The organism is Peptoniphilus faecalis, assembly GCF_012976305.1.
GTDB lineage: Bacteria > Bacillota > Clostridia > Tissierellales > Peptoniphilaceae > Peptoniphilus_A > Peptoniphilus_A faecalis.
The window spans coordinates 34,348-60,624 of the sequence record NZ_JABDSR010000005.1; the positions used below are offsets into that span (position 1 = coordinate 34,348).

Consider the following 26,277-nt stretch of genomic DNA (forward strand, 5'->3'; position numbering starts at 1 on the left):
TCCTAATCTAAAAAGGAATTAATAACTGCTCTAAATTGTCCAAACTTATCTAGATATGAATAATGACCAGCATCTTCCAAAACCACAAGTCCTGAATTTTTTATCTCTTTTTCAAAAATTTTGCCCATGTAAAGAGGCGTTGCATCATCTTTGTCTCCCCAAATTAGAAGAGTCTCTGCTTCGATATTTTTAAACTCTTCTCTTGTGGATTCATTCACAACTTTTACAAAACATTTTCGCATAATTCCTTCTGCTGCCTTGTAGTCATCGGAGCCGTGATTTTTATAAAATTTTGACAGAGCTTTGTCGTCGTTGCCATGAGTTAGCATATATAGTTTTTTTGCAGCTTTAAAAGAATAAACCTTAGCATAATAAGAAAGTTTTCTCTTTGGAATAACTCCCGATGCATCGATTAGCACTAATTTGTCTATTAAATTCTTATTTCTCGCACCTAAAATCGTAAGAGTTTTGCCTCCAAAGGAATGCCCGATAAATGTAGCCCTTTTTATATTAAACTTTTCCAAAAACTTCAACAAAAAACTATAGTAATCGTAGGTTCCCATTACCTCTTTTGGTGCCTCGCTGTCTCCAAATCCCGGTGCATCATAGGCATAGACTGTGTAATGCTCTGGAATAGCATTAAAAATTGGCATAATCGACTCAATATATGCACCCCATCCGTGAAGGATAAGGACAATTTTTTCGCCGCCCTCTCTTTTTATATATGCAGTATTTATTCCATCTATATCAATAAAATTTTTATCTACTTTCATCTTCATCTTCTTCTATAAAAATTATGCAACCATCATCTTCCTCTTTTAATTTATTATTAAAATCTTTTTCCACATAAAGTCCGCTAAAATTATTTTTATCTTGGTCTTTGTCTGAATTTTTTTCTATATCCTTTTGAAAATTTATACTAGTATTTTCATTTAAATCTAGACCAATCTTTAGCGAAGAAATCCTTGAAGTGTGTCTTTCAATTGCTCTTAAAGTTTCATCAATGTCAAGATCTGACTCTTCACCCTTTAAAATATTAAACTCATGTCGCCCAAGAGATTCAAAAAGTTCAGATAACTTTCTCTCTTCGTTTAAAATTTCGTACTTTAACCTTGCCATTTTTTTTATTTCTTGTGATTCACTTACAATTTTTTTCTTTAAATAATTTAAATTTCCCATTATTTCATTAACATTTCCATCGAGACTGTCAAAAAATCCCACAATATCACCTCGAATCTATGCTATTATATCAAAAAATGACTACCTTTTAAATACTGCCCTTGTTTTCTTTACCATTAATTGGGTAAAATAAAATCGGAGGGATTTTATGGAAAAATTAACACTTTATGTAGGTACAATTTGTCCATTCTGTAAAAAAGTTGAATCTTTTATGGCAGATAATGGCATTAATTCTGTAGAAATAAAAAACATTGATGAAGATAAAGAAGCTCGCAAATATTTAATTGAAAAGGGCGGCAAAAAACAAGTTCCATGTCTATTCATTGGCGACAAGCCTCTTTACGAATCTTTAGATATTATAAAATATTTAAAGGAAAATGTAGCTTAATTTAATTAATCAAATGCAAAAAAGACAGGTGATTATTGTTCACTCTGTCTTTTTGTTTTTTCTTTTAAACTTATTTTTCTTTCTCTTTTTTCGCGATAGCAAAATATTCTTGCTTTTAGAAATATTATAAGAATTTAAAATTATATTAATTACACTGCATAGCATAATTATCTTTATGATAAATACCCTTGGAATAAAGTAATTTGTCATAATTATAAAACTAATTAATGTAAATATATCTACAAAATATTCAAAATGCATTACTTTTGAGACAATAGTGTTTTCTGATAATTTTAAATTTGCACTAAGTACATTTAGAAAAAATAATACCATAATAAAAGTATAAGTAACAATGGAAATATTAATTCTTGCAGTGATAATATACGCTTGAAGCATAAAATACATTGAAAAATTTAATACCAATAATACGATCTCATATTTTTCTATTTTAAAATCCTTAGTCTCATAAAGATTATCTATATCCCATTCTTCTGTGAGTGCCTTTAGAATTTTTGTGGTTTTAATCTTTTCACAAATCCAAGAAGGCAATAAGCTTAGAACAAAAATGCTAATTAAAATTGTCTTTAGTAAATCAAATAAATTTGCACTTACAAATCTTTTGAAATAATTTAAAATGAATAAAATAATTCCAATTAATGCAGACACAGAAAGCATCTTCAAAAAGGCTACAAAAATTTCATAGTTTTTACCACTTAAAAGAAATTTACTACCTTCAGTATAAGTTGTCGCAAATTCATAGGGATTTCCAATTTTATTTAATTCTTTTTTTATGTCATCTTCCGTATAAATTTCCGGAAGTCTATCTTTCAAAATTTCTAAAAAATCATCCCTTGCATCTTTTTGCTTATCATAGGGGATGTATCTTTGCAAATAATAAATATATCTATCGACGAGTTCATGTTCTACTAATTTCATAAAATCATCCTCATTTATATTATAAATTAAATAAAGGTTCTTTTAAATGATGAACTCTTATTTTTTCAATTTTTTTATTTTTAGATTTTCATTTTTCTCGAGATTTCTTTAATTTTTGGAAAACCAACAATTTAAAAGTTTGCATTAAAAAAGTCCCATTGCTAGGACTTTTTTAATCAAGTACATAAACTTTTACATTTCTTCTGCCAAATCTATTAGCCTCAGCATTTGAGTTGTAAAATAAATCAATTCTATTTCCCTTTATTGCTCCACCAGTATCTTCTGCTGTCGCATAACCATAACTTGCGAAACCGTCCATTGATTCAATATAAAGTTTTGAACCAAGAGGGATAACCTTAGGGTCAACGGCAACTGCTCCAACTCTTGCACGAGTTCCCATAGCTGTCTTTGAACCAGCTGTTGGATCATAAGCAGTGGCTTGCATCACTATTACTCTTTTGGCATTTTTCCCATTAGGTGCTGCAGGTGCTTTTTTACTTCCAACTTCTACAACTTCTTTAACGGGATTCTTTGTAATTTCACTTTTTAAAACTTCAGTAGTTTCAAGAACTCCGTTGACATAAGTGTTCTTTAAACTTTCAACCTTTTGTCCAACTTCACCATTAGTGATTACATTTTTTTGTCCTTCAAGCATTTCTGCATTTTCACGACTTTCTGTTTCAAAAGGAATTTCTATTTTGTTTTCAATGTTTTCAACTACTACTCTATCAATTTGAATTTCCATTCCTTCTTTTGCAATTTCATCAAGAGGAAAGGAAACTCTATCAAGCTTATTTAACTTTATATTTAAATTTTCAAGTACATCAGCAACTGTATATCCATTTGCCTCAGCAATTATAGTCTTATTGCCATCTTTAATGTGATAAGATTTTGGAGAAGTTATTATTACCTTCATATCTTCCTTGATTTCTTGATCAACACTTGGACTAACAACATCCTTATCTTTAAGTACTATGCCTTCTTTTTCTAAAAATGCACCCACAGTCTTTTCATATGTAAAAACTGTCTTTGTCTTTCCATTAATATTTAATTCTACATCATTTCCTAAAGCTGTGCTAAAACCCATTGTAAGCACTGAAACAAGCGCTAGGACTATTAAAATAAACTTTGCATTTTTAAAAATGTTTTTCTTATTCAAATAAATAACCTCCATAGCGTTACAAAATTGTAAATTTTGTTACACTTTTGTAACCTTTTCTAACCTCATAAAAGTATAATAAAAAAAACTTAATTTGTCAATTTTTTGTAACTTTTTTGTAATTCTTGGCATAATCTTTGAAATTTAGCCATTTTAAAGGTTGTATTATTTAAATATATTTTATGATAAAAATAAAAAAAGCTCTAAACATTGAAATTTAGAGCTTTAAACTAAAATATTACATTTGTATTACAAATATTACTAGTTTTTTATTAATTTTTTATTAAAAATAATTTTTATATCTATTTTACAGAAGTTTTTTACAAAATTCAAATCATCAATTATCAAACTTTGCACAAGGTCAAAGACCTATTCTTTCTACAAATCTTCTCGTTATTTTGGCAGTAAAGCCCCAAATAATGATACCTTTATAATCATAGAATAGGACTTCTTCTTTTCCCCTTTTGAATTTATAATTTTCTCCATTTGGAATCAAATGATAAGGAAAGTCTTCATTTCTATTTACATTTAAATCTAACTTGTAGGATTTTGGCTCAATCTCCATAAAAAATTTTAGTGGTACTGTGAAAATTTTTTCAACCTCATCCTTTGATGGAATAATTTCAAAAAAATCTTTTTTTATCTCGCCAATATAAGTGTAAATAATAGCAGAATATGGATTTACTAAAAAATCCCCCTCTGAATATATTTCCAAATCCTTTTCTTTTATTAATAATTCCTCGCAGGTTTCACGAATAGCAGCCTGTTTTGGGCTTTCATTTCCCTCAATTCTGCCACCAGGGAAAGAAACTTCTCCTGGTTGATTTCTAAGATTAAGTGCCCTCTTTTCAAACAAAAGATGAATTTGTCCTCTTCTCTTTATCAAAGGTATCATGACAGAAAATCTGTTTTTAACATCCACAGGCATTGAACTTTTCTTCTGAAGTTTAGCTTTAATTTTCATTAATTCAAAATCAGCATTAAAATCCATTTTCTATTTCCCTCATTAATCCTTCAACTGTATAAATTTTGTATCTATCTATCTTATTTTTTTCTGCTTCTCTTTCTAAAAGCTTATATAAAAGTTCATCGTATTTAAAATTTTCTGGCATCTCTAGCTCTGCTGCAATCTTTGGTACATATTCTTCAAATATCTTTCTAATAACTTTATTATCAATTTCGTAGACCTTTTCTTTTAAAATTTTATAAATATATTTTAAACTTTCTTCTTCTTTAATTGGCAAAATATAATACTCTTCACCCTTTAAACCCTTTACAGCTCTAAAGGCATCGAAGTAACCATTTTTTATTAATTCATCAGCTCTATCGGTATCAAAATCAAGTGTTGAACCAAGCCTTTTATTTGGTTTAACAATATATTTCGCACGCTCTTCATTTTTTATATTCCTATCAGAAAGTCTTACTAAAACAATATCCATGTCATCTTCAATCATTTCAATAGGAGCTGGAGATGCAAAACCTCCATCTAAAAATATTTTGCCATGAAGGGATTTTAATTTAAAGAAAGGAATGTAACAAGAAGCAATAATGTAATCTTTTATTAGTCCCTTCTCAATATCTTCTTTAAATAATTTCTCAACTTTTAAATCAGAAACATTAACTGTACAAATTCCAAAATCAATATCTGAATTTCTAAGCTTGTCTTCGTCAATAAATTGATCTACTAGTCTAAAAAGTGGATAGGGCGACCTTGTCAATTCAGGGATTTTTATGTCGTGCCTCCTTAATTTTTCTATGATTTTTGCCAAAATATCCTGATCTTCTTCCACAGTTTTTAATTCATTGACAAAAGAAGAAAAATCCAAGTTTTTCCAAGCTTTAAAACACTCATAGGCATCACCTTGGGCAAACATAGCTCCATTAAAGGCACCAATGCTCGTGCCAACAATTTTTGAAAAATTAAATTCCATTTCCATAAGGGCAAAATAAGCACCTACTTGATAAGCGCCTCTTGCTCCACCACCTTCAAGGACCAAACCCCACTTTTTCATTTTACACTTCCAAGTTCAGATGTACAGTGTGGACATCTAGTTGCATCAATTGCAATAGTTGACTTGCAGAAAGGGCATACCTTTTCTGTCGGTTTCACTTCTTCCTCTTTTTTAAATTTGCTAGTAACTTTTGAAATTTGTTTAATCATTATAAATATTACAAGTGCAATAATCAAAAAATCAAAAACTGATTGCAAAAATACTCCATATTTAACTTCAGCAGTTCCAACAGTTATACTTAAATCAGAAAAATTAACCCCACCAATAATAATTCCAATAAGTGGCATTAAAATATTTTCCACAAGACTTGATACGATTTTGCCAAAGGCGCCACCTATAATAACCCCTACTGCCATATCCATTACATTGCCCTTAGAAATAAATTCTCTAAATTCTTCTATGAATCCCTTCATGTTCTACCTCCTAATTTTTGTGTATCACTTATTAATATAAGATACCCAACATCTAAATAAAAAAACCTATTAAGTTACACTTAATAGGCATCTAGATTTGTTAAATTTGTTTTAAAAGAATATTATTTTTATTCAGAAGTTCCATTGCATAATCATCCACTCTATAAGCTTCGTGATAATATATGGCACAAATTCCTGCTTGTATAAGTGCCTTTGTACAGTTTAAACACGGAAAATGTGTAACATAGGCCTTAGCACCCTTCACTGAAATTCCTTCCTTTGCACAATATAAAAGTGCATTCATCTCTGCATGAATTGTGGCAATGCAGTGCCCATCTCTCATTGTATGACCAACTTCGTCACAATGAGGGTTTCCCGTCACAGACCCATTATATCCAGTAGAAATAATTCTGTTATCAGAATTTACCAGCACGCAACCTACAAAGGCACGATCACAAGTGGATCTAGTCGCAACCATTTCAGTTATCTCCATAAAATATTCGTCCCAAGACTTTCTCATTTTGCCTCCTTTGCAAGCTTATCTACAAGTTCATTGTACTTCACACCACTATGTGCCTCTACTTTTATGAATTTTACTTCTAGCTTGTCTTTTATGTCATCGTAAAATTCTTTGTATAAAATTGTCCCCTCTTTATTTGTCTTCCAAAATCCAAGAGCCCAGGATCTTATACCCTCGTAATCATAATGAAGATAAATTTTTCTCTTTCCAATAGATTCTGCGTACTCCATAGCCTTCATGGCGCCCTTTATTTCTCCAGAAACATTTCTCATCTCTGAACCCTTAAAAAATCTTTTAGAAAAGATATATTCCTCTTCGTCATTAAACATATATACCCCATAGGAATGGCTCTTATCAGAATTCCTATAGGAGCCGTCTACATATGCTATTAGCTCATCCCTTTCTACCACTTCTTTTTTTTCTTCTTCTATTTCATTTAAAAAAGCTTTAGCATCTTCAAGAGTAGAAAATTTTTTAAAGCTTGCACCTTTAAATCCCATAGTCTCTTTTTTACACTCATCCCACGTTTTATATATTCCAGGGTTTCTTCCAACCCTTACTGCATAATAATTCATATTCACCTCAAAATTTGTCATTTGTCAACTATGTCTACTTATTATATAATTAGAAGTAATAAGAAGTCTAGACTTTGGAGGTAAAAATGAACAAAAAACAATTTGATAGAATGAAAAATGGCAAAGGCTTTATTGCTGCCCTTGACCAATCAGGTGGATCAACACCAAAGGCACTTTTAAATTATGGAATAACTGAAGACAAATATTCTAACGATGAAGAAATGTTTAACTTAGTTCATGAAATGAGAAAGAGAATTATAACTAATGAAGCTTTTACTTCTGATAGAATTTTGGCTGCAATTTTATTTAAAGTTACTATGAATTCAAAGGTTGACAATAAATTTACTGGCGACTACCTTTGGGAAGAAAAGGGCATAGTTCCTTTTTTAAAAATCGACGAAGGCCTTGATGAATTAAAAGATGGTGCACAACTTATGAAGCCTTTCAAACACATTGACGAGCTCCTTAAAAATGCTAAAGAAAGAAATATTTTTGGCACAAAAATGCGTTCCGTAATAAAGGAACTCAATGAAAAATCAATTGAAAAAGTTGTAGACCAACAATTTGAATATGCAAAGAAAATTTCTGATGCAGGCTTTGTCCCAATTATAGAGCCTGAAGTTGATATTCACGCTAAAGATAAAGCTGAAATTGAAGAAGTTCTAAAAAAATATTTAATCGAAGGACTTAAAAACTTAGAAAAAGAAAATTATGTAATGTTTAAATTAACTCTTCCTGAGAAAGAAAATCTTTACGAAGACTTATATAATTTCAGTCAAACAATTAGAGTTGTTGCTCTTTCTGGTGGCTACTCCAGAGATGAAGCTAATAAAAAACTTAGAAAAAACAAAAGTGTAATCGCTTCTTATTCAAGAGCTTTAACTGAAGGACTTAATGTCAACCAGACAGATGAAGAATTTACAAAAATGCTTGACGAATCAATAGAAAAAAATTATTCAGCTTCAGTTGAAAAATAATTATTTAAATCTCCATTAATTTGGAGATTTTTTAATTTATGCTTAGTTTTTAAAACGATTTCATTTTTTATTTAACAAAATAATTAGTGAATATACAATATTATTGACTTTTAAATTTCTATAACGTAAACTATTTCATAGATAATATTCTTATCTATGAGTGCTGACCGCTCATCAAATTTTTATTTTATTATTAGTATTTTACTAATTTACAATCAACTTTTTGATAACCGGGGTTCTCAATTTGGATACTGTCCGCTAGTTGACTTTTTAGTCGATGACCGGGGTTCCTCTGTAAATTTATCATTTATTATTTATATGGAGGTTTTATTTTATGAAAGAGTATCAATTAGACGTACCTACACCACATTCCTATACTTATGTTACTAAAAACTTGCCAAATGTAACAGTTGAGCAAAGAGAAAGAGCTCTTAAAGCTACTCACTACAATGAATTTGCTTTTCCTGCAGGAATGTTAACTATCGATATGTTGTCAGATTCAGGAACTACTGCTATGACAGATGTTCAATGGTCTGCAATGTTTTTAGGCGATGAATCTTATGGAAGAAACAAGGGCTACTATGTTCTTTTAGATGCATTTAGAGACGTTTTTGAAAGAGGCGACAACCAAAAAAGAATTATTGACCTTGTAAGAACTGATTGTACTGATGTAGAAAAAATGATGAACGAAGTATATCTTTGCGAGTATGAAGGTGGATTATTTAACGGTGGATCTGCACAAATGGAAAGACCTAATACTTTTATCATCCAACAAGGTCGTGCAGCTGAATCTGTTTTATTTGAATTAGTTAAAAAAATTTTAAATGAAAGAGAGCCGGGAAAGACTTACACAATTCCTTCAAATGGTCACTTTGACACAACTGAAGGAAATATTAAACAAATGGGTTCTATACCAAGAAACTTATATAACAAAAAACTTTTGTGGGAAGTTCCTGAAAATGGCCACTACGAAAAAAATCCCTTTAAGGGCAATATGGATACAGAAAAATTAGAAGAATTAATTGAAAAATTAGGACCTGAAAATGTTCCTCTAATTTATACGACTATTACTAATAATACTGTATGCGGTCAACCCGTTTCCATGGCAAATATTAGGGAATGTTCTAGAATAGCACACAAATATGAAATTCCATATATGTTTGATGCCGCTAGATGGGCAGAAAATGCTTACTTCATTAAAGTAAATGAAGATGGATACGCTGACAAATCAATCCCAGAAATCGCAAAGGAAATGTTTTCTTATTGTGATGGATTTACTGCATCCCTAAAAAAAGATGGACACGCAAACATGGGTGGCGTGCTTGCCTTTAGAGACAAAGGCTTGTTCTGGAAAAAATTCTCTGACTTTAACGAAGATGGCTCAATAAAAACTGACGTTGGTATTTTATTAAAGGTTAAACAAATTTCTTCATACGGAAACGACTCCTATGGCGGAATGAGCGGTAGAGATATTATGGCACTTGCTGCTGGACTTTATGAAGCTGCCAAGTTCGATTACCTTGATGCTCGTGTAAAACAATGTGAATATCTTGCACAAGGATTCTATAAAGCTGGAGTGAAGGGCGTTGTACTACCTGCTGGTGGACATGGAGTATATATAAATATGGATGAATTTTTCGACAATAAGCGAGCACCCGAAACTTTTGCTGGTCAAGGCTTCTCTGTTGAATTAATCAGAAGATATGGAATAAGAACAGCTGAACTTGGAAATTATTCTATGGAATACGATCTAAAAACTCCAGAACAACAAGCTGAAGTCGCTAATGTAGTTCGTTTTGCCATAAACAGAAGTCAACTTTCTAAGGAACACCTAGATTATGTAATTGCAGCTGTAAAAGCTCTTTATGAAGATCGTGCTACTATTCCTAATATTAGAATAGTAAAGGGTAAAAACCTTCCAATGCGTCACTTCCACGCATTCCTAGAAACTTATGAACCTTCTGAAGATGAAAAATAATGAACTTAATTAAAATTTAATATTAAATACCCCTTTCAAAAAGGGGTATTACCCTATTCAAGGAGAATAATTATGGATAACAACTTAAAAACTCGCGATGGTTTTAAAAGTAAATGGGGCTTTATACTTGCTTGTATAGGCTCTGCAGTTGGTATGGGCAATATCTGGAGATTTCCTATAATGGTTTCAGCCTATGGTGGCATGACTTTTTTAATTCCTTACATAATATTTGTTGTGCTTATAGGATCTACTGGAGTAATTTCTGAAATGGCTCTTGGAAGGTCAGCTGAAGCTGGTCCAGTGGGTGCTTTTGGCAAATGTACAGAACTTAGATGGAAAAACAAAAAAATTGGAGAAACTATTGGGCTTATACCTGTAGTTGGTTCTCTTGCACTTGCAATAGGTTACACTTGTGTAATGGCTTGGATTTTTAAATACACTTTCCTTTCACTAACAGGCGGACTTTATGCAATGGGTCAAGATATGGACGTAATTGGTGGAACTTTTGGACAAACTGCCTCTACCTTTGGTGCGAACATTTGGGTTGTAATAGCAATTATCGCAAGTTTCGCAATTATGGCAATGGGAGTATCTGGAGGAATCGAAAAAGCAAATAAATTTATGATGCCCACATTATTTATTTTATTTGTTGGACTTGCAATTTATATTTTTAAACTTGATGGAGCTTCAAATGGATACAAATACATCTTCACAGTAAACCCTGAAGGATTAAAAGATCCAAAGGTTTGGATCTATGCCTTTGGACAAGCCTTTTTCTCATTATCAGTTGCAGGAAGTGGCACTGTAATTTACGGGTCCTACCTCCCCAAGAACGAAAGTATACCATCATCTGCAAGAAATGTCGCAATATTTGACACTATTGCAGCATTATTGGCAGCTTTTGTAATTATACCAGCAATGGCAACAGCAAATGCACCCCTTGACACTGGTGGTCCTGGACTTATGTTTATTTATTTAGTAAATGTATTTAACGGAATGGCTGTTGGAAAAATCGTTGGAATTGTTTTCTATATTTGCGTACTTTTTGCAGGATTAAGCTCAATAATAAATCTTTATGAAACACCTGTTGCTTACTTGGAAGAAAAATTTAATTTCTCAAGAGTAATTGCAACTACAACTATTCATATAATTGGTTGCCTAGTTGCCATCTTTATCCAAGCAATAGTAGGTGGTTGGATGGACGTAGTTTCAATTTACATCTGCCCACTAGGAGCATCTCTTGCAGGAATAATGTTCCTATGGGTTGCAGGAAAGGATTATGCACTGTCCGCAGTTAACCAAGGAGCCAAAAAAGAAATCGGTGGATGGTACTATCCACTTGCTAAATATGTATATGTTACTGCAGCAATAATTGCCCTAATAGCAGGAGCAATTCTTGGCGGAATTGGTTGATATTTGATTTTTACATTTAAAAAGTGTTGGCTTTTCTTTTGCCAACACTTTTATTTTTTACTCTTAAAAATTATCCTTTTTGTTTCTAAAAATTATAAAATCCTCTAAATCTCTTGCAAGTAAAAAGGGATTTATTTTTTTCTCCTTGCCAATTGTTGAAGGAAGGGTGATTTTATTTTCTTCTCTTAATTTTTTTACTCTCTCATACTCTCTGTCTAAATCCTCATTAGAAATCACAGATTTTGCAAATTCTAAATTAGAAAGGGAATATTCGTGTGCAGGATAAACTTTTGTATCATCATCTAAACTTTTTAATTTTAAAAGACCCTCATAGGATTTTTTATAATCCTTTGTGAAAACTCTGCCACATCCAGCAAGAAAAAGTGCGTCGCCACAAAATAAATTATCTCCCATTAGATAGGAAATATGTCCTTCTGTATGGCCAGCAGTTAAAATAACTTTAAAAATTTCATCTAAGACTTCAAATTCATCATCCTCTTTTACAGTAACATCGTTGTACTCTTTAGTTTCAACTGGTCCATAGACCTTTGCACCGCATTTATTTTTAAGTTCTTGAACTCCTCCCACATGATCCATGTGCTTGTGAGTAAGAAGGATGGCAACTAATTTTTTGTTTTTTAAATAATTAAGAACAGGAACTGAATCTCCGGGATCCACTACGATGATTTTGTCCTCCCTTTCAATTGTCCAAATATAATTGTCTTCAAAAGCCTTGATATAATTAATATTCATAAAACACCTCACTATATAATTACTCTAACTGCCTCTATTTAAACAAAGATGTGTTAATTTTAAAGTTTTTTAAGGTATAACTTCCTCAGCAATACTCCTTTAAGTCTTACTGTCTTATCTTTAGATAAAATTTTTATAAACTCTTACTTTAAGCTCCTTTGCTGGATAAAATAAAAAAACAGCCTATCTCAAGACTGCTTTTTTTGAGGCTGTTTTAATAAATCCTACTTGCCTGAAAATGCTAATTATTCCTTCGCATTTTCTATATTACATGGATAAGATTTTTCATAAGTTCATGTTTTCTTTCAGTCGCATTGCTGTTAAAGTCAGAAAACCGAGACTTATCTCGGCTTTTCTGATTATCACATCATTCCCATTCCTTGATTCATTGCTGGCATTGCAGGTTTTTCTTCTTTTATATTTGCTACTGCTGCTTCTGTTGTTAAAATCATTGATGCTACGCTTGCTGCATTTTGTAGTGCTGATCTTGTTACTTTAGTTGGGTCTACTATTCCAGCTTTTTTCATGTCTACATATTCTGATTTATATGCATCGAAACCTATGCCCTTTTCTTTTTTCTTTACATGTTCTACTATTACTGAGCCTTCTAATCCTGCATTTTCTGCTATTTGTCTTAGTGGTTCTTCCAATGCTTTCAAGATGATATTTGCACCAGTTTTTTCGTCGCCCTCTAACTCATCAACTGCTTTTGCAACTGCTTCAATTGAATCGATTAATACTGTACCACCACCAGCTACTATACCTTCTTCAACTGCTGCTCTTGTTGCTGCAAGAGCATCCTCAATTCTTAATTTTCTTTCTTTTAATTCAACTTCTGTTGCTGCTCCTACTTGGATTACTGCAACTCCGCCAGAAAGTTTTGCAAGTCTTTCTTGTAATTTTTCCTTATCAAATTCTGAATCTGAATCTTCAATTTGGTTTTTAATGTGGTTAATTCTATTTTCAAGTTCAGATTTTTCGCCTGCTCCATTTACTATTACTGTAAGTTCTTTTTCAACTCTAACCTTTGACGCAGAGCCAAGCATATCAATTGTTGCATCTTTAAGATCTTGACCTAAATCAGAGGATACAACTTGTCCACCTGTTAAAATTGCAATGTCTTGTAGCATATCCTTTCTTCTGTCTCCATAGCCTGGAGCCTTTACTCCAACAACATTTAGAGTTCCTCTTAGGGAGTTTACAACTAAAGTTGCAAGTGCTTCACCTTCGATGTCATCTGCAATAATTAAAAGTGGTTTAGATGCTTGCAATACTTGTTCAAGTAGTGGTAAAATTTCTTGAATATTTGAAATTTTTTTGTCCGTAATTAAAATATATGGATCTTCTAATTCTGCAACCATTTTGTCAGAGTCAGTTACCATATATGGTGAAAGATATCCTCTATCAAATTGCATTCCTTCAACTACATCAAGGCTTGTGCCCATTGATTTAGATTCTTCAACAGTGATTACACCATCATTGCCAACTTTTTCCATTGCTTCAGAAATAAGCTTGCCAACTTGTTCATTTGCAGCTGAAATTGAAGCAACTTGTTCAATAGATTCCTTTGAAGAAACTTCCGTTGAAAAGTTTTTGATTTCCTCAACAGTACTTTCTACCGCCTTATCAATTCCCTTTTGTAAAACCATTGGATTTGCGCCTGCTGCAATATTTCTCATTCCTTCTCTAATAATTGCTTGAGCAAGAAGAGTAGCTGTAGTAGTTCCATCTCCAGCAACGTCATTAGTCTTTGTAGCAACTTCCTTTAAAAGTTGTGCACCCATATTTTCAAATTTATCTTCACATTCAATTTCTCTTGCAATAGTTACACCATCATTTGTAATTAGTGGTGTGCCATATTCTTTGTCTAAAATTACATTTCTACCCTTAGGTCCAAGTGTTACTTTAACCGTATCTGCAAGAGTATTTATTCCTTTAATTAAGCCCTTTCTAGCTTCCTCTGAAAATTTAATTTCCTTTGCCATTTTATCACTCCTTATTCAATAACTGCCAAGATGTCTTGGAATTTTATTATTGTGTATTTTTCCTTATCAAGTTCAATATCATTTCCTGCATATTTTGAAAAAATAACTTTATCTCCTACTTTGACAAGTCCCTTCATATCTTCATCTGTATCTAGTTTATTTCCTATTGCAATAACCTCTGCTATATTTGATTCCTCTTTAGCTGAAGAAGGAAGTACTATGCCTGAAGCAGTTGTTTCTTCTTTTTCAATTTTCTTGATGACGATCTTATCGTCAAGTGGTCTAAGTTTCATATATATTTACCTCCTTTTTATTAGCACTCGGCAACGCCTTCTGCTAATATATATATTAATACATTGGCAAAAATTTTTCAAGGGTTGAGTGCAAAATAAAAAATAAAAGCTTCACTTTTTTATAGCAAAGCTTTTGTTTTACTTCTACATTTATTTTTTAAACTTGAAACCCTCGTTTTGAAGTAATTTCTTTTTTTTCGCAATTCCTCCTGCATAGCCTTTAAGACTTCCATCGACTCCAATCACTCTATGACAAGGTACTATTATTGATATCGGGTTATGCCCAACTGCACCACCTACCCCTTGTGCCGACATTTTTTTATACTTTCCCATCTCTATTAATTTTTCTGAGATAGTTTTATATGTAATAGTTTCTCCATAGGGTATCTCTAATAAAGTTTTCCACACATCTCTTCTAAATTCTGTTCCAATAAGTTTTATGCAAGGCATAAATTTTGGCTCTTCACCACTAAAGTAAATATCAAGCCACTTTTCTGTAGTTTCTACATTTTTATTGATAATTTCTAACTTTTTTAAGTTAAAATCTTCTACCTCTTCACCTTTTATAACTTCTCCAAAATATTTTTGATTTTCAAAATATAGTCCAAGTAAAAATTCTTCATCAAAGATTAAATAAATTTTCCCTAATGGCGAGTTGTAAATTTTTTTATAAAACATAAGCCCTCCAAAAATATAAAAAAGGAAATCCCATTGGATTTCCTTATACTAATTCTATAATTGAAATTTCTGCACCGTCTCCACGTCTTGGACCCATCTTCAATACTCTAGTGTATCCACCATTTCTATCTGCATATTTTTCAGAATATTCTTCAAATAATTTTGTAACAACATCTTCTGAATAAATATATGCTAAAGCTTGTCTTCTTGCGTGAAGGTCGCCTCTTTTTCCAAGTGTAATCATTCGATCTGCAATTCTTTGAACTTCTTTCGCTCTAGTGTGAGTAGTTTTAATTCTACCTTCCCTTAAAAGAGAAGTAACAAGGTTTCTAAGCATTGCACGTCTATGACTTGAATTACGGCCAAGTTTTCTGTTTTTTGCCATAATGTCCTCCTTATTCTTCTTCAGGTTTGAGGCTCAGTCCTAATTCTTCAAGCTTTTCAGTTACTTCTAGTAGAGATTTTCTACCAAGATTTCTAACTTTCATCATTTCACTTTCAGTTCTATTAGTCAATTCCTCAACGCTGTTTATTCCAGCTCTCTTTAAACAGTTAAAGGATCTAACAGATAAATCCAATTCTTCAACTGTCATTTCGAGAACTTTTTCTTTTTGATCCTCTTCTTTTTCAACCATCAAATTTATTTCACTGACATGTTCTTTTAGGCCAATGAAGAGTTCAAGATGTTCTGTCAAGATTTTTGCTGCAAGGGACGTAGCTTCGTCAGCTTTCATTGAGCCATCTGTTGTAACTTCAAGGATTAATCTATCATAATCAGTTCTTTGTCCAACTCTAGTGTTTTCAACTTTCCAGTTTACTTTTTCCACAGGAGTGAAATTAGAATCCATTGGAATAATTCCAATTTCAGTTATTTCGTCCTTTTTAAGCTCAGAAGGTTCATAGCCTCTTCCCCTTTCAACCATCATTTCAAGATAAAAATCAGCATCTTCATTTAGCGTAGCTATATGTTGATCTGGATTAATAATAGTTACCTGAGGTTGAAGTTCAATGTCAGAGGCTTTAATTTCTCCCTTTCCCTTTTTTTCTATAACAAGTTTTACAGGTTCATCTTCAGTCATCTTTAAAACTATAGATTTAATATTTAAAACTATTTCAGGTACATCTTCCAATACACCTGGAATTGTATCAAATTCATGTTCAACGCCGCGTATATTTATAAAAGAAACTGCTGCGCCTGGTAGAGAGGAAAGTAACACTCTTCTTAAGGAATTTCCAATAGTGATACCAAATCCAGCTTCTAGAGGTTCAACGACGAATTTGCCATATAAACCTGACTCATCTAATTCTTCAATACTAATTCTAGGTTTTTCAATTTCAATCATGGGTACCCTCCTTCTCGATAAATAGTTTAGACTCTTCTACGTTTTGGTGGTCTACATCCATTATGAGGAATTGGAGTAACGTCTTTAATCATAGTTACTTCAAGACCTGATGCTTGAAGAGATCTAATAGCAGCTTCTCTTCCTGAACCTGGACCCTTTACATATACATCAACGCTCTTTAATCCATGCTCTTTAGCTTTTTCAGCTGCTTCTTGTGCTGCTTCTTGTGCTGCAAAAGGAGTTGACTTTCTTGAACCTCTAAATCCAAGTTGTCCAGCACTTGCCCAAGAAATAACATTACCGTTAATATCAGTAAGAGTAACCATAGTGTTATTAAATGTTGAAGCTATGTGAGCTTCTCCCTTTTCAATATTTTTACGAACACGTCTTCTAGAACGTGTAACTTTTTGTTTTTTAGCCATTATAGTCCCCCCTTACTTACTTTTACTAACAAGTTTCTTAGGACCTTTTCTTGTCCTAGCATTAGTCTTAGTTTTTTGTCCTCTTACAGGAAGACCCATTTTATGCCTTCTTCCACGATAACAGTTGATTTCGCGAAGTCTTTTGATGCTCATTGCAACATCACGACGCAAATCACCTTCTACGTGGTATTTATCTATTTCTTCTCTAATTTTAGCAAGTTCAGCTTCTGTCAAGTCTTTAACTCTTGTATCAAAATCAACGCCAGCAGCAGTTAAAATTGCTTGAGATCTAGGTTTTCCAATACCATAAATATAAGTGAGTCCGATTTCAACTCTCTTTTCTCTAGGTAAATCTACACCGGAAATTCTAGCCATAATTACCTCCCTTATCCCTGTCTTTGTTTATGTTTCGGATTTTCGCAAATTACCATTACTTTTCCGTTTCTCTTAATTATTTTGCACTTTTCGCACATCTTTTTTACAGATGGTCTTACTTTCATTTAAATGCCTCCTAACTCTAGGATTATTTCTTTCTCCAAGTTATTCTTCCTCTTGTAAGATCATAAGGTGAAAGCTCAACTGTCACCTTATCACCAGGAAGAATTCTAATATAATTCATTCTCAATTTACCTGAAATATGAGCAAGTATGATATGTCCGTTTTCAAGTTCAACCTTGAAATGAGTATTTGGAAGAGCGTCTACAACAACGCCTTCAACTTCAATTACATCTTCTTTAGCCATATTATTAAGGATCCTCCTTTAGCTATAAGGTAATAGTTTCTTTCTAATATAACTGTCATTTAAATCTTTAACATTAAGATCAATGACATCCTTATATATATAAAGATGTTTTACCTTTTTTTTCTTTGGTCGATCTAGCTTTCTTAGCTTTCCATCTACGATAAAGAGAAAATCATCATCTATAATCTCAGTGATTACAAAAACTCTTCCCTCATCTCTACCTTTTTTGGATCTTACAACTTGTCCCCTTAAAAGACTAAATGTATTATCCATGAACTATTCAAGACCATTAACTATATCTTCAAATACTTTGTCAATGTCCTTAGCCCCGTCGATATCTACGAGAAGATTTTGCGCTCTGTAGTAATCAATAAGAGGTGCAGTTTGATCAAAGTAAACTGAAATTCTAGTCTTTACAGTTTCTTCAGTATCGTCATCTCTTTGAATAAGCTTAGTACCGTCCTTATCACAAATTCCTTCTTCCTTTGGAGGGTTGAATTTAACATGATAAGTCATTCCACAAGTTTTACAAACTCGTCTTCCAACAGCTCTTTCTATTAAAATTTTAGGATCAACTGTAATATTAATAACATTATTTAGCTTTTCATCATTTTTATCTAAAATAGAATCAAGACTAACAGCTTGAGCTACGGTTCTTGGAAAACCATCTAGTAGAAATCCCTTTTTAGCATCTTCCTTGTTTAGTCTATCTTCAACAAGTGCGATTACAAGATCGTCTGGAACTAAAAGTCCCTTATCCATATAAGATTTTGCTTCCTTACCAAGTTCTGTGTTGTTCTTAATATTTTCTCTAAAGATATCTCCAGTTGAAATGTGTGGAATATTGTATCTTTCAACAATATATTCAGCTTGTGTGCCCTTTCCGGCCCCTGGAGGTCCCAATATAACTAATTTCATAAATGCCTCCTATTTATTCTTTAAGAAACCACGATAATTTCTCATGATTAATTGTTGTTCTAATACTCTGTGAATTTCAAGCACAACACCAACTACGATAATAATTGAAGTACCACCATAATTAAATTGTAATCCTGAAATAAGTGTTAGTATAGTTGGAAGAACTGCAAGTATAGAAAGTGCAATTGCTCCTGGCATAACCAATCTATTCAAAGTTCTACCTAAATAATCACTTGTCGGTTTACCTGCTCTAATTCCGCTAATAAAGCCACCATTAGCTTGAAGGTTTTTAGAGTATTCAACAGTATTAAATTGGATTGTCGTGTAGAAAAATGTGAAGAATACAATAAGAATTATAGTAAATATTATATAAATCACAGCTCCAGGTCCTCCAGCAGGAGTTAACCATTTTTGAATCCAATTTCTAGTTGATTCACTAGTGAACATAGCAATAGTTGCTGGAATAGCAAGTAGTGAGTTGGCAAAGATAATTGGCATAACACCAGTCATCAAAACTTTAATAGGAATATGAGTAGCTTGACCGCCATACATTTTTCTTCCTACAACTCTCTTTGCATATTGTACAGGAATTCTTCTTTCACCTTCAGTAAGTGTTACTACAAATACAACAATTGCAATTGCAATTATTACGAATAGCACTAAAAAGATTGGACTAGATTTTCCTGCTCTTACAAGAGCAACTGATTGAGCTATATCAATTGGGAATCTTGAAACGATACCTGCAAAAATTAAAATTGAAATACCATTTCCAATTCCATGTTCAGTTATTTGTTCACCTATCCAAACTAGAATAGCAGTACCTGCTACAATTGATAGGATAATTGTTGCATATTCAATAGCACTTGTTGCGTTTATAGCTTGTCTGAAAAGACCAAAAGTATAACCAATGGCTTGTACAAGAGCTATGGCGATAGAAAGATATCTAGTATACTTTGCAATAGCCTTTCTACCAGTTTCTCCCTCTTTTGCAAGAGATTCCAATGAAGGAATTGCAATTGTCAAAAGTTGAAGAATAATTGACGCAGTAACATAGGGATATATATTAGCGGCAAAAATTGTAAACCTTCTAAAGTTACCTCCTGCCATTAAATCTAGGAAGGAGAAAATTGATCCACCTGCTCCACTCATAAGTTGTGAAATAACTTGTGAGTTCATGTAAGGAACAGCAATATGTGATCCAAGTCTATATAATAGAAGCATGAATAAAGTGAAAAGCATCTTCTTGCGAATTGACTCAATTTTCCATGCATTTCTAAAAGTAGATAGCATTAAATCACCTCGGCCTTTCCTCCGCAAGCCTCAATTTTTTCTTTAGCAGATTTTGAGAAATGCTGAGCTTTTACAGTAAGTTTAACATTTAATTCACCATCTCCCAAAATTCTAATTCCGTCTTTAGCTTTTCCAGCTTTGATAAATTTATTTTCTATTAAGAATTCAGGAGTGATTTCAGTTCCTTCTTCAAATACATTAAGATCTGCTACGTTAATAACTGCATATTCCTTCTTAAAGATATTTGTAAATCCTCTCTTAGGAAGACGTCTAAATAGTGGCATTTGTCCACCTTCAAATCCAGGTCTAACTCCTCCGCCACTTCTAGCATTTTGTCCCTTGTGACCTTTGCCAGATGTTTTTCCAGTACCGGAACCTATTCCACGACCTACTCTTTTTCTAGCTTTAACTCCGCCGCCTTCATTAGGTCTTAAGTCATGTAACTTCATTAGGTACACCTCCTTATTCTACTATTTCGATCATATAATCGACTTGTTTCAACATACCTCTAATTTGAGGTGTATCATTTTTTTCAACAACTTGGTTTAATTTTTTAAGACCAAGTGCTTTTATTGTTTTTCTGTGTTTAGGTACTCTACCGATAGGACTTTTTACAAGTTTAATTTTAATTGTACTCATGATTTTCCTCCTATCCTATTATTTCATCCGCTGATTTATTTCTAAGTCTTGCAACAGATTCAACAGTTTTAAGTTGTTTTAATCCTTCAATTGTTGCATTAACTGTATTTCTTGGATTATTTGTACCAATATTCTTAGTACGAATATCAGTGATACCTGCAAGTTCACATACAGCACGAACAGCTCCGCCTGCGATAACTCCTGTACCTTCTCTTGCTGGTTTTAAGAAAACTCTACCTGCTCCATAAATTCCAGTTACTTGATGAGGAATAGAAGTATTTAGTAGGTTTACTTTTATAATATGCTTTCTAGCATCTTGTGTTGCTTTTCTTATAGCTTCAGGAACTTCAAGAGCTTTACCTGTACCTACACCAACGTGTCCATTTTTGTCGCCAACTACTACAAGAGCAGAAAATCTAAAATTTCTACCACCCTTAACTACTTTGGCAACTCTATTTATAGATACAACTCTTTCTTCAAGATCAAGTTCTGCCGCATTTATTAATGAACGCTCCATTACTTCCTCCTTCTTAGAATTTTAGCCCAGCTTCTCTAGCTGCGTCAGCAAGTGCTTTGATTTTGCCATGATATACATAACCGCTTCTATCAAAGACAACTTCTTCGATGCCTTTTTCCTTTGCTTTCTCAGCAATAGAAGCACCAACAGCCTTTGCCGCTTCAATATTTCCAGTGTTTTCTAAATTCAATGCCTTATCAAGAGTTGATGCACTTAATAAAGTATTGCCAGCTTCATCATCAATTAGTTGAGCATAAATATGCTTAGATGATCTGTAAACTGAAAGTCTTGGTTTAGCAGAAGTACCGGAGATATGATTTCTAAGTCTTTTGTGTCTTTTTATTCTATTTGCATTTTTATTAATCTTTTTTAACACTTAAATTCTCCTCTCTTACTTACCAGTCTTACCAACTTTACGTCTTACATATTCATCAGTATATCTAATACCTTTACCCTTGTAAGGTTCAGGTTCTCTGAAGCTTCTAATGTAAGCAGCATAAGCGCCAACTTGTTGTTTGTCATTACCCTTTACAATAATGGAGTTAGCTGCAGGAACTTCAACTTCAATACCTTCTGGATCTTCAAGATCAAGAGGATGTGAAAATCCTAAGTTAAGAGAAAGAACCTTTCCTTTCTTAGCAGCTCTATATCCAGTTCCGATTATTTCAAGTGATTTTGAGTAACCTTCTGTAACGCCAATTATCATATTGTAGATTAGAGTTCTAGTTAAACCGTGAAGTGCCTTAATTTTTTTAATCTCATTTGGTCTTTCTACAGTGAGAACTCCGTCATTTAATTCTATTTTTAAATCTTTATCAAAAGATTGTGTTAGTTCACCCCTTGGTCCCTTAACAGTTACTGTTTGACCGTCAATTTTAACATCAACGCCCTTTGGGATTTCAATAGGTTTTTTGCCAATTCTTGACATTTTTCACCTCCAAATTACCAAACGTAGCAGATTACCTCTCCGCCAACTTTTTCTTTTCTTGCCATTTTATCTGTAATTATTCCCTTAGATGTAGAGATAATTGCAATTCCCAGTCCTCCTAGAACTTTAGGAACATCTTCGCACTTAACATAAACTCTAAGTCCCGGTTTAGATATTCTCTTTAATCCAGAAATAACTCTTTCTCCGTCTTGAGAATACTTAAGATCAATCTTGATCATTCCTTGTTTGTCGTCTTCAACAACATCATATCCTTTAATATAACCTTCATCAAGAAGAATTTGAGCGATTTCTTTTTTGATTTTTGAACAAGGAATATCAACAGATTTATGTCTTGCATTATTTGCATTTCTAATTCTTGATAGCATATCTGCAATTGGGTCTGTCATCATATCAGTTTGCCTCCTTTCATCTAAGGCTTTACCAGCTAGCTTTTCTTACGCCAGGAATTTGTCCCTTATACGCAAGTTCTCTAAAGCATATTCTACATATTCCATATTTTTGTAAAACTGAATGTGGTCTTCCACAAATTTTACATCTAGTATATTCACGAGAAGAATACTTTTGTTTCCTCTTTTGTTTTGCAATCATTGATTTTTTTGCCACAATGTACCTCCTTAAGCCTTAGCAAAAGGCATTCCCATTTTATCTAGGAATTCTTTAGCTTCTTCATCAGTATTAGCAGTAGTTACTATAATGATGTCCATTCCTCTAATAGCATCAACTTTATCATACTCAATTTCAGGGAAGATAAGTTGTTCTTTAAGGCCTAGAGCATAGTTTCCTCTACCGTCAAAAGCAGTAGGCTTAACACCTCTAAAGTCTCTTACTCTTGGAAGGGCAACATTCATTAATTTGTCTAAGAATTCATACATTCTTTGTCCTCTTAGAGTAACCTTAACGCCAACATTTTGTCCTGCACGAAGTTTAAAGTTGGCAATTGATTTTCTCGCCTTAGTAACAACAGCCTTTTGACCTGCTATTGTAGTAAGTTCCTCTACTGCAGATTCAAGAGCTTTGTGATTGTCTTTAGCTTCACCAATTCCAATGTTAATAGTGATTTTTTCAAGTTTCGGTACTTCCATAACGTTGCTGTAGTTGAAACGTTCCATTAGGTGGCCCACAACTTCTGTCTTATATTTTTCTTGTAGTCTTGAAGTCATTATTCTACCCCCTACTTAATTACCTTTCCGCTAGATTTTGCAAATCTAACTTTTTTTCCGTCTTCTATCTTATATCCAATTCTTGTAGCTTTTCCTGATGCACTGTCAAAGTACATAACATTAGATACGTGAATTGGAGCTTCCATTTTTTCTATTCCACCTGGATTTTGTGGTCCTCTAGGTTTAATGTGTTTAGTAACAATATTTACCTTTTCAACAACTACTAAATCTTTTTTAGGAATTGTTCTTAATACCTTACCAGTTTTGCCTTTATCTTTTCCGGCTATAACTTTTACGATGTCATCCTTTTTAATTTTCATATTACACCTCCAAATTATAGTACTTCCGGAGCTAGAGAAATAATTTTCATAAAGTTTCCAGCTCTTAGTTCTCTAGTTACAGGTCCAAAAATACGAGTACCAACAGGGCTTCTATCATCTTTAATTACAACAGCAGCATTGTCGTCAAAACTAATGTAAGATCCATCTTTTCTGCTGATACCCTTGTTTGTTCTAACAACAACTGCTTTTACAACAGAACCTTTTTTGACAACGCCACCGGGTGTTGCATTCTTTACAGAACAAACCACGATATCTCCGATACTAGCTGTTTTTCTATTAGTTCCACCAAGGACTTTAATTACAGATAGTTCTCTTGCACCTGAATTGTCAGCAACACGCAATCTTGTTTCTTGTTGAATCATGTTATTCTCCTTTCAAGTTAAAATTATTGAGCTTTTTCAATAATTTCTACAAGTCTCCATCTTTTATCTTTACTTAGTGGTCTAGTTTCCATAAGTTTTACGCGATCACCAATACCACATTCGTTGTTTTCATCATGAGCCTTGAATTTAGTAGTTTTCTTAAATCTCTTTTTATAAATTGGATGATTCTTTAAAGTCTCAGTTTTAACTACAATAGTCTTATCCATTTTATCGCTTACTACAATTCCTGTTATAGTTTTTCTTGAATTTCTTTCCATGAGATTAAGCCTCCTTTCCAACTTCAAGTTCACGTTCTCTAATGATCGTTTTTACTTTTGCTATATCTCTTTTGACATTTTTAATACTTGATGGATTGTCAAGTTGACCAGTAGCCAATCTGAATCTCAAATTAAAAAGTTCATTTTTAAGTTCATTAACCTTATTATTTAAATCTTCGCTAGTCATTTTGCGAATTTCATTAGCCTTCATTTGAGTCACCATCCTTATCTTTCATAACGAATTTAGTTTTGACAGGCAGTTTCATAGATGCAAGTCTCATAGCTTCTCTTGCAACTTCTTCAGAAACACCGCCCATTTCAAATAAAATTCTTCCTGGTTTAACTACTGCAACCCAATACTCTGGAGCACCTTTACCAGAACCCATACGAGTTTCAGCAGGTTTTTCAGTAACAGGTTTGTCTGGGAAAATCTTAATCCAGATATTTCCACCTCTACGAATATATCTTGTCATAGCACGACGTGCCGCTTCTATTTGATTTGAAGTTATCCAACAAGGTTCTAAAGCTTTTATACCATATTCGCCATATGCAAGCTCATTACCACGCATAGCCTTGCCCTTCATTCTGCCTCTGTGAACTTTACGATATTTTACTCTCTTAGGCATCAACATGACTATTCCTCCCTTCTTTAAGACTCTTTATTCTTATTGTCTCTTCTATTGTTTCTGTTAAAATTATTATTTCTGTTATCGCGTCTTTTGCGATTTCTATTATCTCTATTATCTCTGTTATCTCTAGGTTTTCTTCTTGAATCTTCTTTTAATTCAGGGAGAACTTCGCCCTTATAAAGCCAAACCTTAACGCCAATCTTGCCGTAAGTAGTATCAGCCTCAGCGAAACCGTAGTCGATATCAGCTCTTAATGTTTGAAGAGGAATAGTTCCTTCAGAATAACCTTCAGTTCTTGCCATATCTGCACCGCCTAAACGACCTGATACAGCAGTCTTAATACCAAGAGCTCCTTGACGCATAGTTCTTTGAATTGCTTGTTTCATAGCACGTCTAAATGCAACTCTTCTTTCAAGAGATTCTGCAATGCTTTCAGCAACTATTTGTGCATCTAAATCTTGATTTTTAATCTCCTCAACATTTATTACAACAGATTTATTTGTAAGCTTTTCAATTTCAGCTCTAAGTTCTTCAACTCCAGCTCCGCCACGTCCAATTACCATTCCTGGTTTAGCTGTGTGAATTGAAACTTTAACTCTATTAGCAGCTCTTTCAATTTCAATCTTAGAGATTCCTGCAGTATAAAGTTTTTTCTTGACATATTTTCTAATATTGTTGTCTTCAACTAAAAGATCGGCAAAATTTTTCTTGTCTGCATACCATTTTGAATCCCAATCTTTAATTATTCCAACACGAAGTCCATGTGGGTTTACTTTTTGGCCCATTCTCTACCTCCTTACTCTCTTTCTGCTACTACAACGCCAATGTGACTTGATCTTTTAAGGATTGGATAAGCCATACCCTTAGCCTTAGGACGAAATCTCTTCATAGTAGGTCCGTCATTAGCGTATGCTTTTTTCACATAAAGATCGTCTCTGTCCAAATTAAGGTTGTTTTCAGCATTAGCTACAGCTGATTTTAGTACCTTATAGAGTTCATGAGCTCCCCTCTTATTAGTAAATTTTAAAATAGAGAGGGCCTCATCAACGCTTTTGCCGCGTATTTCAGCGCAAATATAATTCACCTTAAGAGGTGATATTCTTACATATTTTGCAATTGCTTGTGCTTGCATTATAACCCTCCTTATTTAACTGTTGTGCTCTTTTCGCTCTTGCCGCCGTGGCCTCTATATGTTCTCGTTGGAACAAATTCACCTAATTTATGTCCTACCATGTCTTCAGTAATGTATACTGGCACATGTTTTCTGCCGTCATGAACAGCAATTGTGTGTGATACAAATTCAGGGAAAATAGTTGAGCGACGAGACCAAGTTTTAATTACTTTCTTTTCGTTCTTTTCATTAAGCTCGTCAACCTTCTTTAGAAGGTGTTCATCAGCAAATGGTCCTTTTTTTATTGATCTACTCAT

42 protein-coding genes are annotated in these 26,277 nt (G+C 33.2%); 4 read left to right on the forward strand and 38 right to left on the reverse strand.

Annotated features, from left to right (window positions below; genetic code table 11):
• Positions 1-2: 2 nt before the first annotated feature.
• Positions 3-773: an alpha/beta fold hydrolase gene (locus tag HKO22_RS04325; protein WP_169968812.1), complete on the reverse strand. Its 771-nt coding sequence runs from the start codon at positions 771-773 to the stop codon at positions 3-5.
• Entirely contained in the window at positions 760-1,221 is a 462-nt protein-coding gene (locus tag HKO22_RS04330) for a hypothetical protein (RefSeq protein WP_169968813.1), read from the reverse strand. The genes HKO22_RS04325 and HKO22_RS04330 overlap by 14 nt, the downstream gene beginning before the upstream one ends.
• Positions 1,222-1,327: 106 nt before the next feature.
• Here HKO22_RS04330 and HKO22_RS04335 point away from each other — a divergent pair, with 106 nt between their 5' ends.
• Complete coding sequence (locus HKO22_RS04335; protein ID WP_075660105.1) at positions 1,328-1,567, forward strand: glutaredoxin family protein; 240 nt, start codon at positions 1,328-1,330, stop codon at positions 1,565-1,567.
• 39 nt (positions 1,568-1,606) lie between these two features.
• Here HKO22_RS04335 and HKO22_RS04340 read toward each other — a convergent pair whose 3' ends face one another.
• From HKO22_RS04340 to HKO22_RS04370, 7 genes are all read right to left on the reverse strand, one after another.
• Entirely contained in the window at positions 1,607-2,503 is an 897-nt protein-coding gene (locus tag HKO22_RS04340; protein ID WP_075660104.1) for a hypothetical protein, read from the reverse strand.
• 172 nt (positions 2,504-2,675) lie between these two features.
• Positions 2,676-3,662, reverse strand: a complete 987-nt coding sequence (locus HKO22_RS04345) for a 3D domain-containing protein (protein WP_169968823.1) — start codon at positions 3,660-3,662, stop codon at positions 2,676-2,678.
• Between the two features lie 361 nt (positions 3,663-4,023).
• Positions 4,024-4,653: an NUDIX hydrolase gene (locus tag HKO22_RS04350; RefSeq protein ID WP_075660102.1), complete on the reverse strand. Its 630-nt coding sequence runs from the start codon at positions 4,651-4,653 to the stop codon at positions 4,024-4,026.
• Entirely contained in the window at positions 4,643-5,674 is a 1,032-nt protein-coding gene (locus tag HKO22_RS04355; RefSeq protein ID WP_169968825.1) for a patatin-like phospholipase family protein, read from the reverse strand. Before HKO22_RS04355 ends, HKO22_RS04350 begins: the two co-directional genes overlap by 11 nt.
• A complete protein-coding gene (gene mscL, locus HKO22_RS04360; protein WP_169968827.1) occupies positions 5,671-6,087 on the reverse strand; it encodes a large conductance mechanosensitive channel protein MscL in 417 nt (138 codons plus the stop codon). Before mscL ends, HKO22_RS04355 begins: the two co-directional genes overlap by 4 nt.
• Positions 6,088-6,187: 100 nt before the next feature.
• Positions 6,188-6,607 carry a deoxycytidylate deaminase gene (locus HKO22_RS04365; RefSeq protein WP_075660099.1) on the reverse strand — a complete coding sequence of 140 codons (420 nt, stop codon included), beginning with the start codon at positions 6,605-6,607 and terminating at the stop codon, positions 6,188-6,190.
• Positions 6,604-7,182 (reverse strand): ribonuclease H1 domain-containing protein, encoded by a 579-nt coding sequence (locus HKO22_RS04370; RefSeq protein ID WP_075660098.1) that lies wholly within the window; start codon positions 7,180-7,182, stop codon positions 6,604-6,606. The genes HKO22_RS04365 and HKO22_RS04370 overlap by 4 nt, the downstream gene beginning before the upstream one ends.
• An 86-nt stretch (positions 7,183-7,268) precedes the next feature.
• On the opposite strand from HKO22_RS04370, the gene HKO22_RS04375 reads away from it, so the two are divergent.
• The 3 genes from HKO22_RS04375 to HKO22_RS04385 all read left to right on the forward strand — a co-directional run bounded on the left by HKO22_RS04375 (position 7,269) and on the right by HKO22_RS04385 (position 11,550).
• A complete protein-coding gene (locus HKO22_RS04375; protein WP_169968829.1) occupies positions 7,269-8,159 on the forward strand; it encodes a fructose bisphosphate aldolase in 891 nt (296 codons plus the stop codon).
• A gap of 334 nt (positions 8,160-8,493) precedes the next feature.
• On the forward strand, positions 8,494-10,137 hold the full coding sequence (locus HKO22_RS04380; RefSeq protein ID WP_169968831.1) for a tryptophanase: 1,644 nt from the start codon (positions 8,494-8,496) through the stop codon (positions 10,135-10,137).
• A 72-nt stretch (positions 10,138-10,209) separates the two neighbouring features.
• Positions 10,210-11,550 (forward strand): sodium-dependent transporter, encoded by a 1,341-nt coding sequence (locus HKO22_RS04385; protein ID WP_169968834.1) that lies wholly within the window; start codon positions 10,210-10,212, stop codon positions 11,548-11,550.
• A gap of 63 nt (positions 11,551-11,613) precedes the next feature.
• Here HKO22_RS04385 and gloB read toward each other — a convergent pair whose 3' ends face one another.
• The 29 genes from gloB to rpsS all read right to left on the reverse strand — a co-directional run bounded on the left by gloB (position 11,614) and on the right by rpsS (position 26,277).
• Complete coding sequence (gene gloB / locus HKO22_RS04390) at positions 11,614-12,303, reverse strand: hydroxyacylglutathione hydrolase (protein WP_169968836.1); 690 nt, start codon at positions 12,301-12,303, stop codon at positions 11,614-11,616.
• 362 nt (positions 12,304-12,665) lie between these two features.
• The gene (gene groL, locus HKO22_RS04395) at positions 12,666-14,288 is read right to left on the reverse strand and encodes a chaperonin GroEL (RefSeq protein ID WP_075660093.1); all 1,623 of its coding nucleotides are present in this window, start codon (positions 14,286-14,288) and stop codon (positions 12,666-12,668) included.
• Positions 14,289-14,299: 11 nt separating this feature from the next.
• A complete protein-coding gene (locus HKO22_RS04400; protein WP_075660092.1) occupies positions 14,300-14,581 on the reverse strand; it encodes a co-chaperone GroES in 282 nt (93 codons plus the stop codon).
• A 150-nt stretch (positions 14,582-14,731) separates the two neighbouring features.
• Positions 14,732-15,259 carry a methylated-DNA--[protein]-cysteine S-methyltransferase gene (locus HKO22_RS04405; RefSeq protein ID WP_169968839.1) on the reverse strand — a complete coding sequence of 176 codons (528 nt, stop codon included), beginning with the start codon at positions 15,257-15,259 and terminating at the stop codon, positions 14,732-14,734.
• Between the two features lie 43 nt (positions 15,260-15,302).
• Positions 15,303-15,644: a 50S ribosomal protein L17 gene (rplQ, locus tag HKO22_RS04410; protein ID WP_075660090.1), complete on the reverse strand. Its 342-nt coding sequence runs from the start codon at positions 15,642-15,644 to the stop codon at positions 15,303-15,305.
• A 10-nt stretch (positions 15,645-15,654) separates the two neighbouring features.
• Positions 15,655-16,602 (reverse strand): DNA-directed RNA polymerase subunit alpha, encoded by a 948-nt coding sequence (locus HKO22_RS04415; protein ID WP_169968841.1) that lies wholly within the window; start codon positions 16,600-16,602, stop codon positions 15,655-15,657.
• A 26-nt stretch (positions 16,603-16,628) separates the two neighbouring features.
• Positions 16,629-17,024, reverse strand: a complete 396-nt coding sequence (gene rpsK, locus HKO22_RS04420) for a 30S ribosomal protein S11 (RefSeq protein ID WP_019124973.1) — start codon at positions 17,022-17,024, stop codon at positions 16,629-16,631.
• Between the two features lie 12 nt (positions 17,025-17,036).
• Positions 17,037-17,399: a 30S ribosomal protein S13 gene (gene rpsM / locus HKO22_RS04425; RefSeq protein WP_019107900.1), complete on the reverse strand. Its 363-nt coding sequence runs from the start codon at positions 17,397-17,399 to the stop codon at positions 17,037-17,039.
• 11 nt (positions 17,400-17,410) lie between these two features.
• Positions 17,411-17,524: a 50S ribosomal protein L36 gene (rpmJ, locus tag HKO22_RS04430; protein WP_010244353.1), complete on the reverse strand. Its 114-nt coding sequence runs from the start codon at positions 17,522-17,524 to the stop codon at positions 17,411-17,413.
• Positions 17,525-17,547: 23 nt separating this feature from the next.
• Positions 17,548-17,766, reverse strand: a complete 219-nt coding sequence (gene infA, locus HKO22_RS04435; protein WP_005957367.1) for a translation initiation factor IF-1 — start codon at positions 17,764-17,766, stop codon at positions 17,548-17,550.
• A gap of 18 nt (positions 17,767-17,784) precedes the next feature.
• A complete protein-coding gene (locus tag HKO22_RS04440) occupies positions 17,785-18,039 on the reverse strand; it encodes a KOW domain-containing RNA-binding protein (RefSeq protein WP_075660088.1) in 255 nt (84 codons plus the stop codon).
• Between the two features lie 3 nt (positions 18,040-18,042).
• Complete coding sequence (locus HKO22_RS04445; RefSeq protein WP_075660087.1) at positions 18,043-18,684, reverse strand: adenylate kinase; 642 nt, start codon at positions 18,682-18,684, stop codon at positions 18,043-18,045.
• A 9-nt stretch (positions 18,685-18,693) separates the two neighbouring features.
• Positions 18,694-19,974, reverse strand: a complete 1,281-nt coding sequence (gene secY / locus HKO22_RS04450) for a preprotein translocase subunit SecY (protein WP_075660086.1) — start codon at positions 19,972-19,974, stop codon at positions 18,694-18,696.
• Positions 19,974-20,423: a 50S ribosomal protein L15 gene (gene rplO / locus HKO22_RS04455; RefSeq protein ID WP_019107904.1), complete on the reverse strand. Its 450-nt coding sequence runs from the start codon at positions 20,421-20,423 to the stop codon at positions 19,974-19,976. The genes secY and rplO overlap by 1 nt, the downstream gene beginning before the upstream one ends.
• Before the next feature lie 13 nt (positions 20,424-20,436).
• Positions 20,437-20,613, reverse strand: a complete 177-nt coding sequence (rpmD, locus tag HKO22_RS04460; RefSeq protein ID WP_075660085.1) for a 50S ribosomal protein L30 — start codon at positions 20,611-20,613, stop codon at positions 20,437-20,439.
• Between the two features lie 10 nt (positions 20,614-20,623).
• Complete coding sequence (rpsE, locus tag HKO22_RS04465) at positions 20,624-21,130, reverse strand: 30S ribosomal protein S5 (RefSeq protein WP_075660084.1); 507 nt, start codon at positions 21,128-21,130, stop codon at positions 20,624-20,626.
• Positions 21,131-21,143: 13 nt separating this feature from the next.
• Positions 21,144-21,506 carry a 50S ribosomal protein L18 gene (gene rplR, locus HKO22_RS04470; RefSeq protein WP_075660083.1) on the reverse strand — a complete coding sequence of 121 codons (363 nt, stop codon included), beginning with the start codon at positions 21,504-21,506 and terminating at the stop codon, positions 21,144-21,146.
• Between the two features lie 15 nt (positions 21,507-21,521).
• Complete coding sequence (gene rplF, locus HKO22_RS04475; RefSeq protein ID WP_169968843.1) at positions 21,522-22,058, reverse strand: 50S ribosomal protein L6; 537 nt, start codon at positions 22,056-22,058, stop codon at positions 21,522-21,524.
• Positions 22,059-22,072: 14 nt separating this feature from the next.
• On the reverse strand, positions 22,073-22,468 hold the full coding sequence (gene rpsH, locus HKO22_RS04480) for a 30S ribosomal protein S8 (RefSeq protein ID WP_075660081.1): 396 nt from the start codon (positions 22,466-22,468) through the stop codon (positions 22,073-22,075).
• Between the two features lie 28 nt (positions 22,469-22,496).
• On the reverse strand, positions 22,497-22,682 hold the full coding sequence (locus HKO22_RS04485; RefSeq protein WP_005957510.1) for a type Z 30S ribosomal protein S14: 186 nt from the start codon (positions 22,680-22,682) through the stop codon (positions 22,497-22,499).
• A gap of 11 nt (positions 22,683-22,693) precedes the next feature.
• Complete coding sequence (rplE, locus tag HKO22_RS04490; RefSeq protein WP_075660080.1) at positions 22,694-23,239, reverse strand: 50S ribosomal protein L5; 546 nt, start codon at positions 23,237-23,239, stop codon at positions 22,694-22,696.
• A gap of 11 nt (positions 23,240-23,250) precedes the next feature.
• Complete coding sequence (gene rplX / locus HKO22_RS04495; RefSeq protein WP_075660079.1) at positions 23,251-23,559, reverse strand: 50S ribosomal protein L24; 309 nt, start codon at positions 23,557-23,559, stop codon at positions 23,251-23,253.
• Positions 23,560-23,573: 14 nt separating this feature from the next.
• A complete protein-coding gene (rplN, locus tag HKO22_RS04500; protein WP_075660078.1) occupies positions 23,574-23,942 on the reverse strand; it encodes a 50S ribosomal protein L14 in 369 nt (122 codons plus the stop codon).
• A 23-nt stretch (positions 23,943-23,965) separates the two neighbouring features.
• On the reverse strand, positions 23,966-24,220 hold the full coding sequence (gene rpsQ, locus HKO22_RS04505) for a 30S ribosomal protein S17 (RefSeq protein ID WP_169968845.1): 255 nt from the start codon (positions 24,218-24,220) through the stop codon (positions 23,966-23,968).
• A 4-nt stretch (positions 24,221-24,224) separates the two neighbouring features.
• Entirely contained in the window at positions 24,225-24,431 is a 207-nt protein-coding gene (gene rpmC, locus HKO22_RS04510; RefSeq protein ID WP_169968847.1) for a 50S ribosomal protein L29, read from the reverse strand.
• Positions 24,421-24,852 carry a 50S ribosomal protein L16 gene (gene rplP / locus HKO22_RS04515; protein WP_075660075.1) on the reverse strand — a complete coding sequence of 144 codons (432 nt, stop codon included), beginning with the start codon at positions 24,850-24,852 and terminating at the stop codon, positions 24,421-24,423. The genes rpmC and rplP overlap by 11 nt, the downstream gene beginning before the upstream one ends.
• Before the next feature lie 17 nt (positions 24,853-24,869).
• A complete protein-coding gene (rpsC, locus tag HKO22_RS04520) occupies positions 24,870-25,634 on the reverse strand; it encodes a 30S ribosomal protein S3 (protein ID WP_169968849.1) in 765 nt (254 codons plus the stop codon).
• 11 nt (positions 25,635-25,645) lie between these two features.
• Complete coding sequence (rplV, locus tag HKO22_RS04525; protein WP_019107918.1) at positions 25,646-25,981, reverse strand: 50S ribosomal protein L22; 336 nt, start codon at positions 25,979-25,981, stop codon at positions 25,646-25,648.
• A gap of 11 nt (positions 25,982-25,992) precedes the next feature.
• Entirely contained in the window at positions 25,993-26,277 is a 285-nt protein-coding gene (rpsS, locus tag HKO22_RS04530; RefSeq protein WP_019107919.1) for a 30S ribosomal protein S19, read from the reverse strand.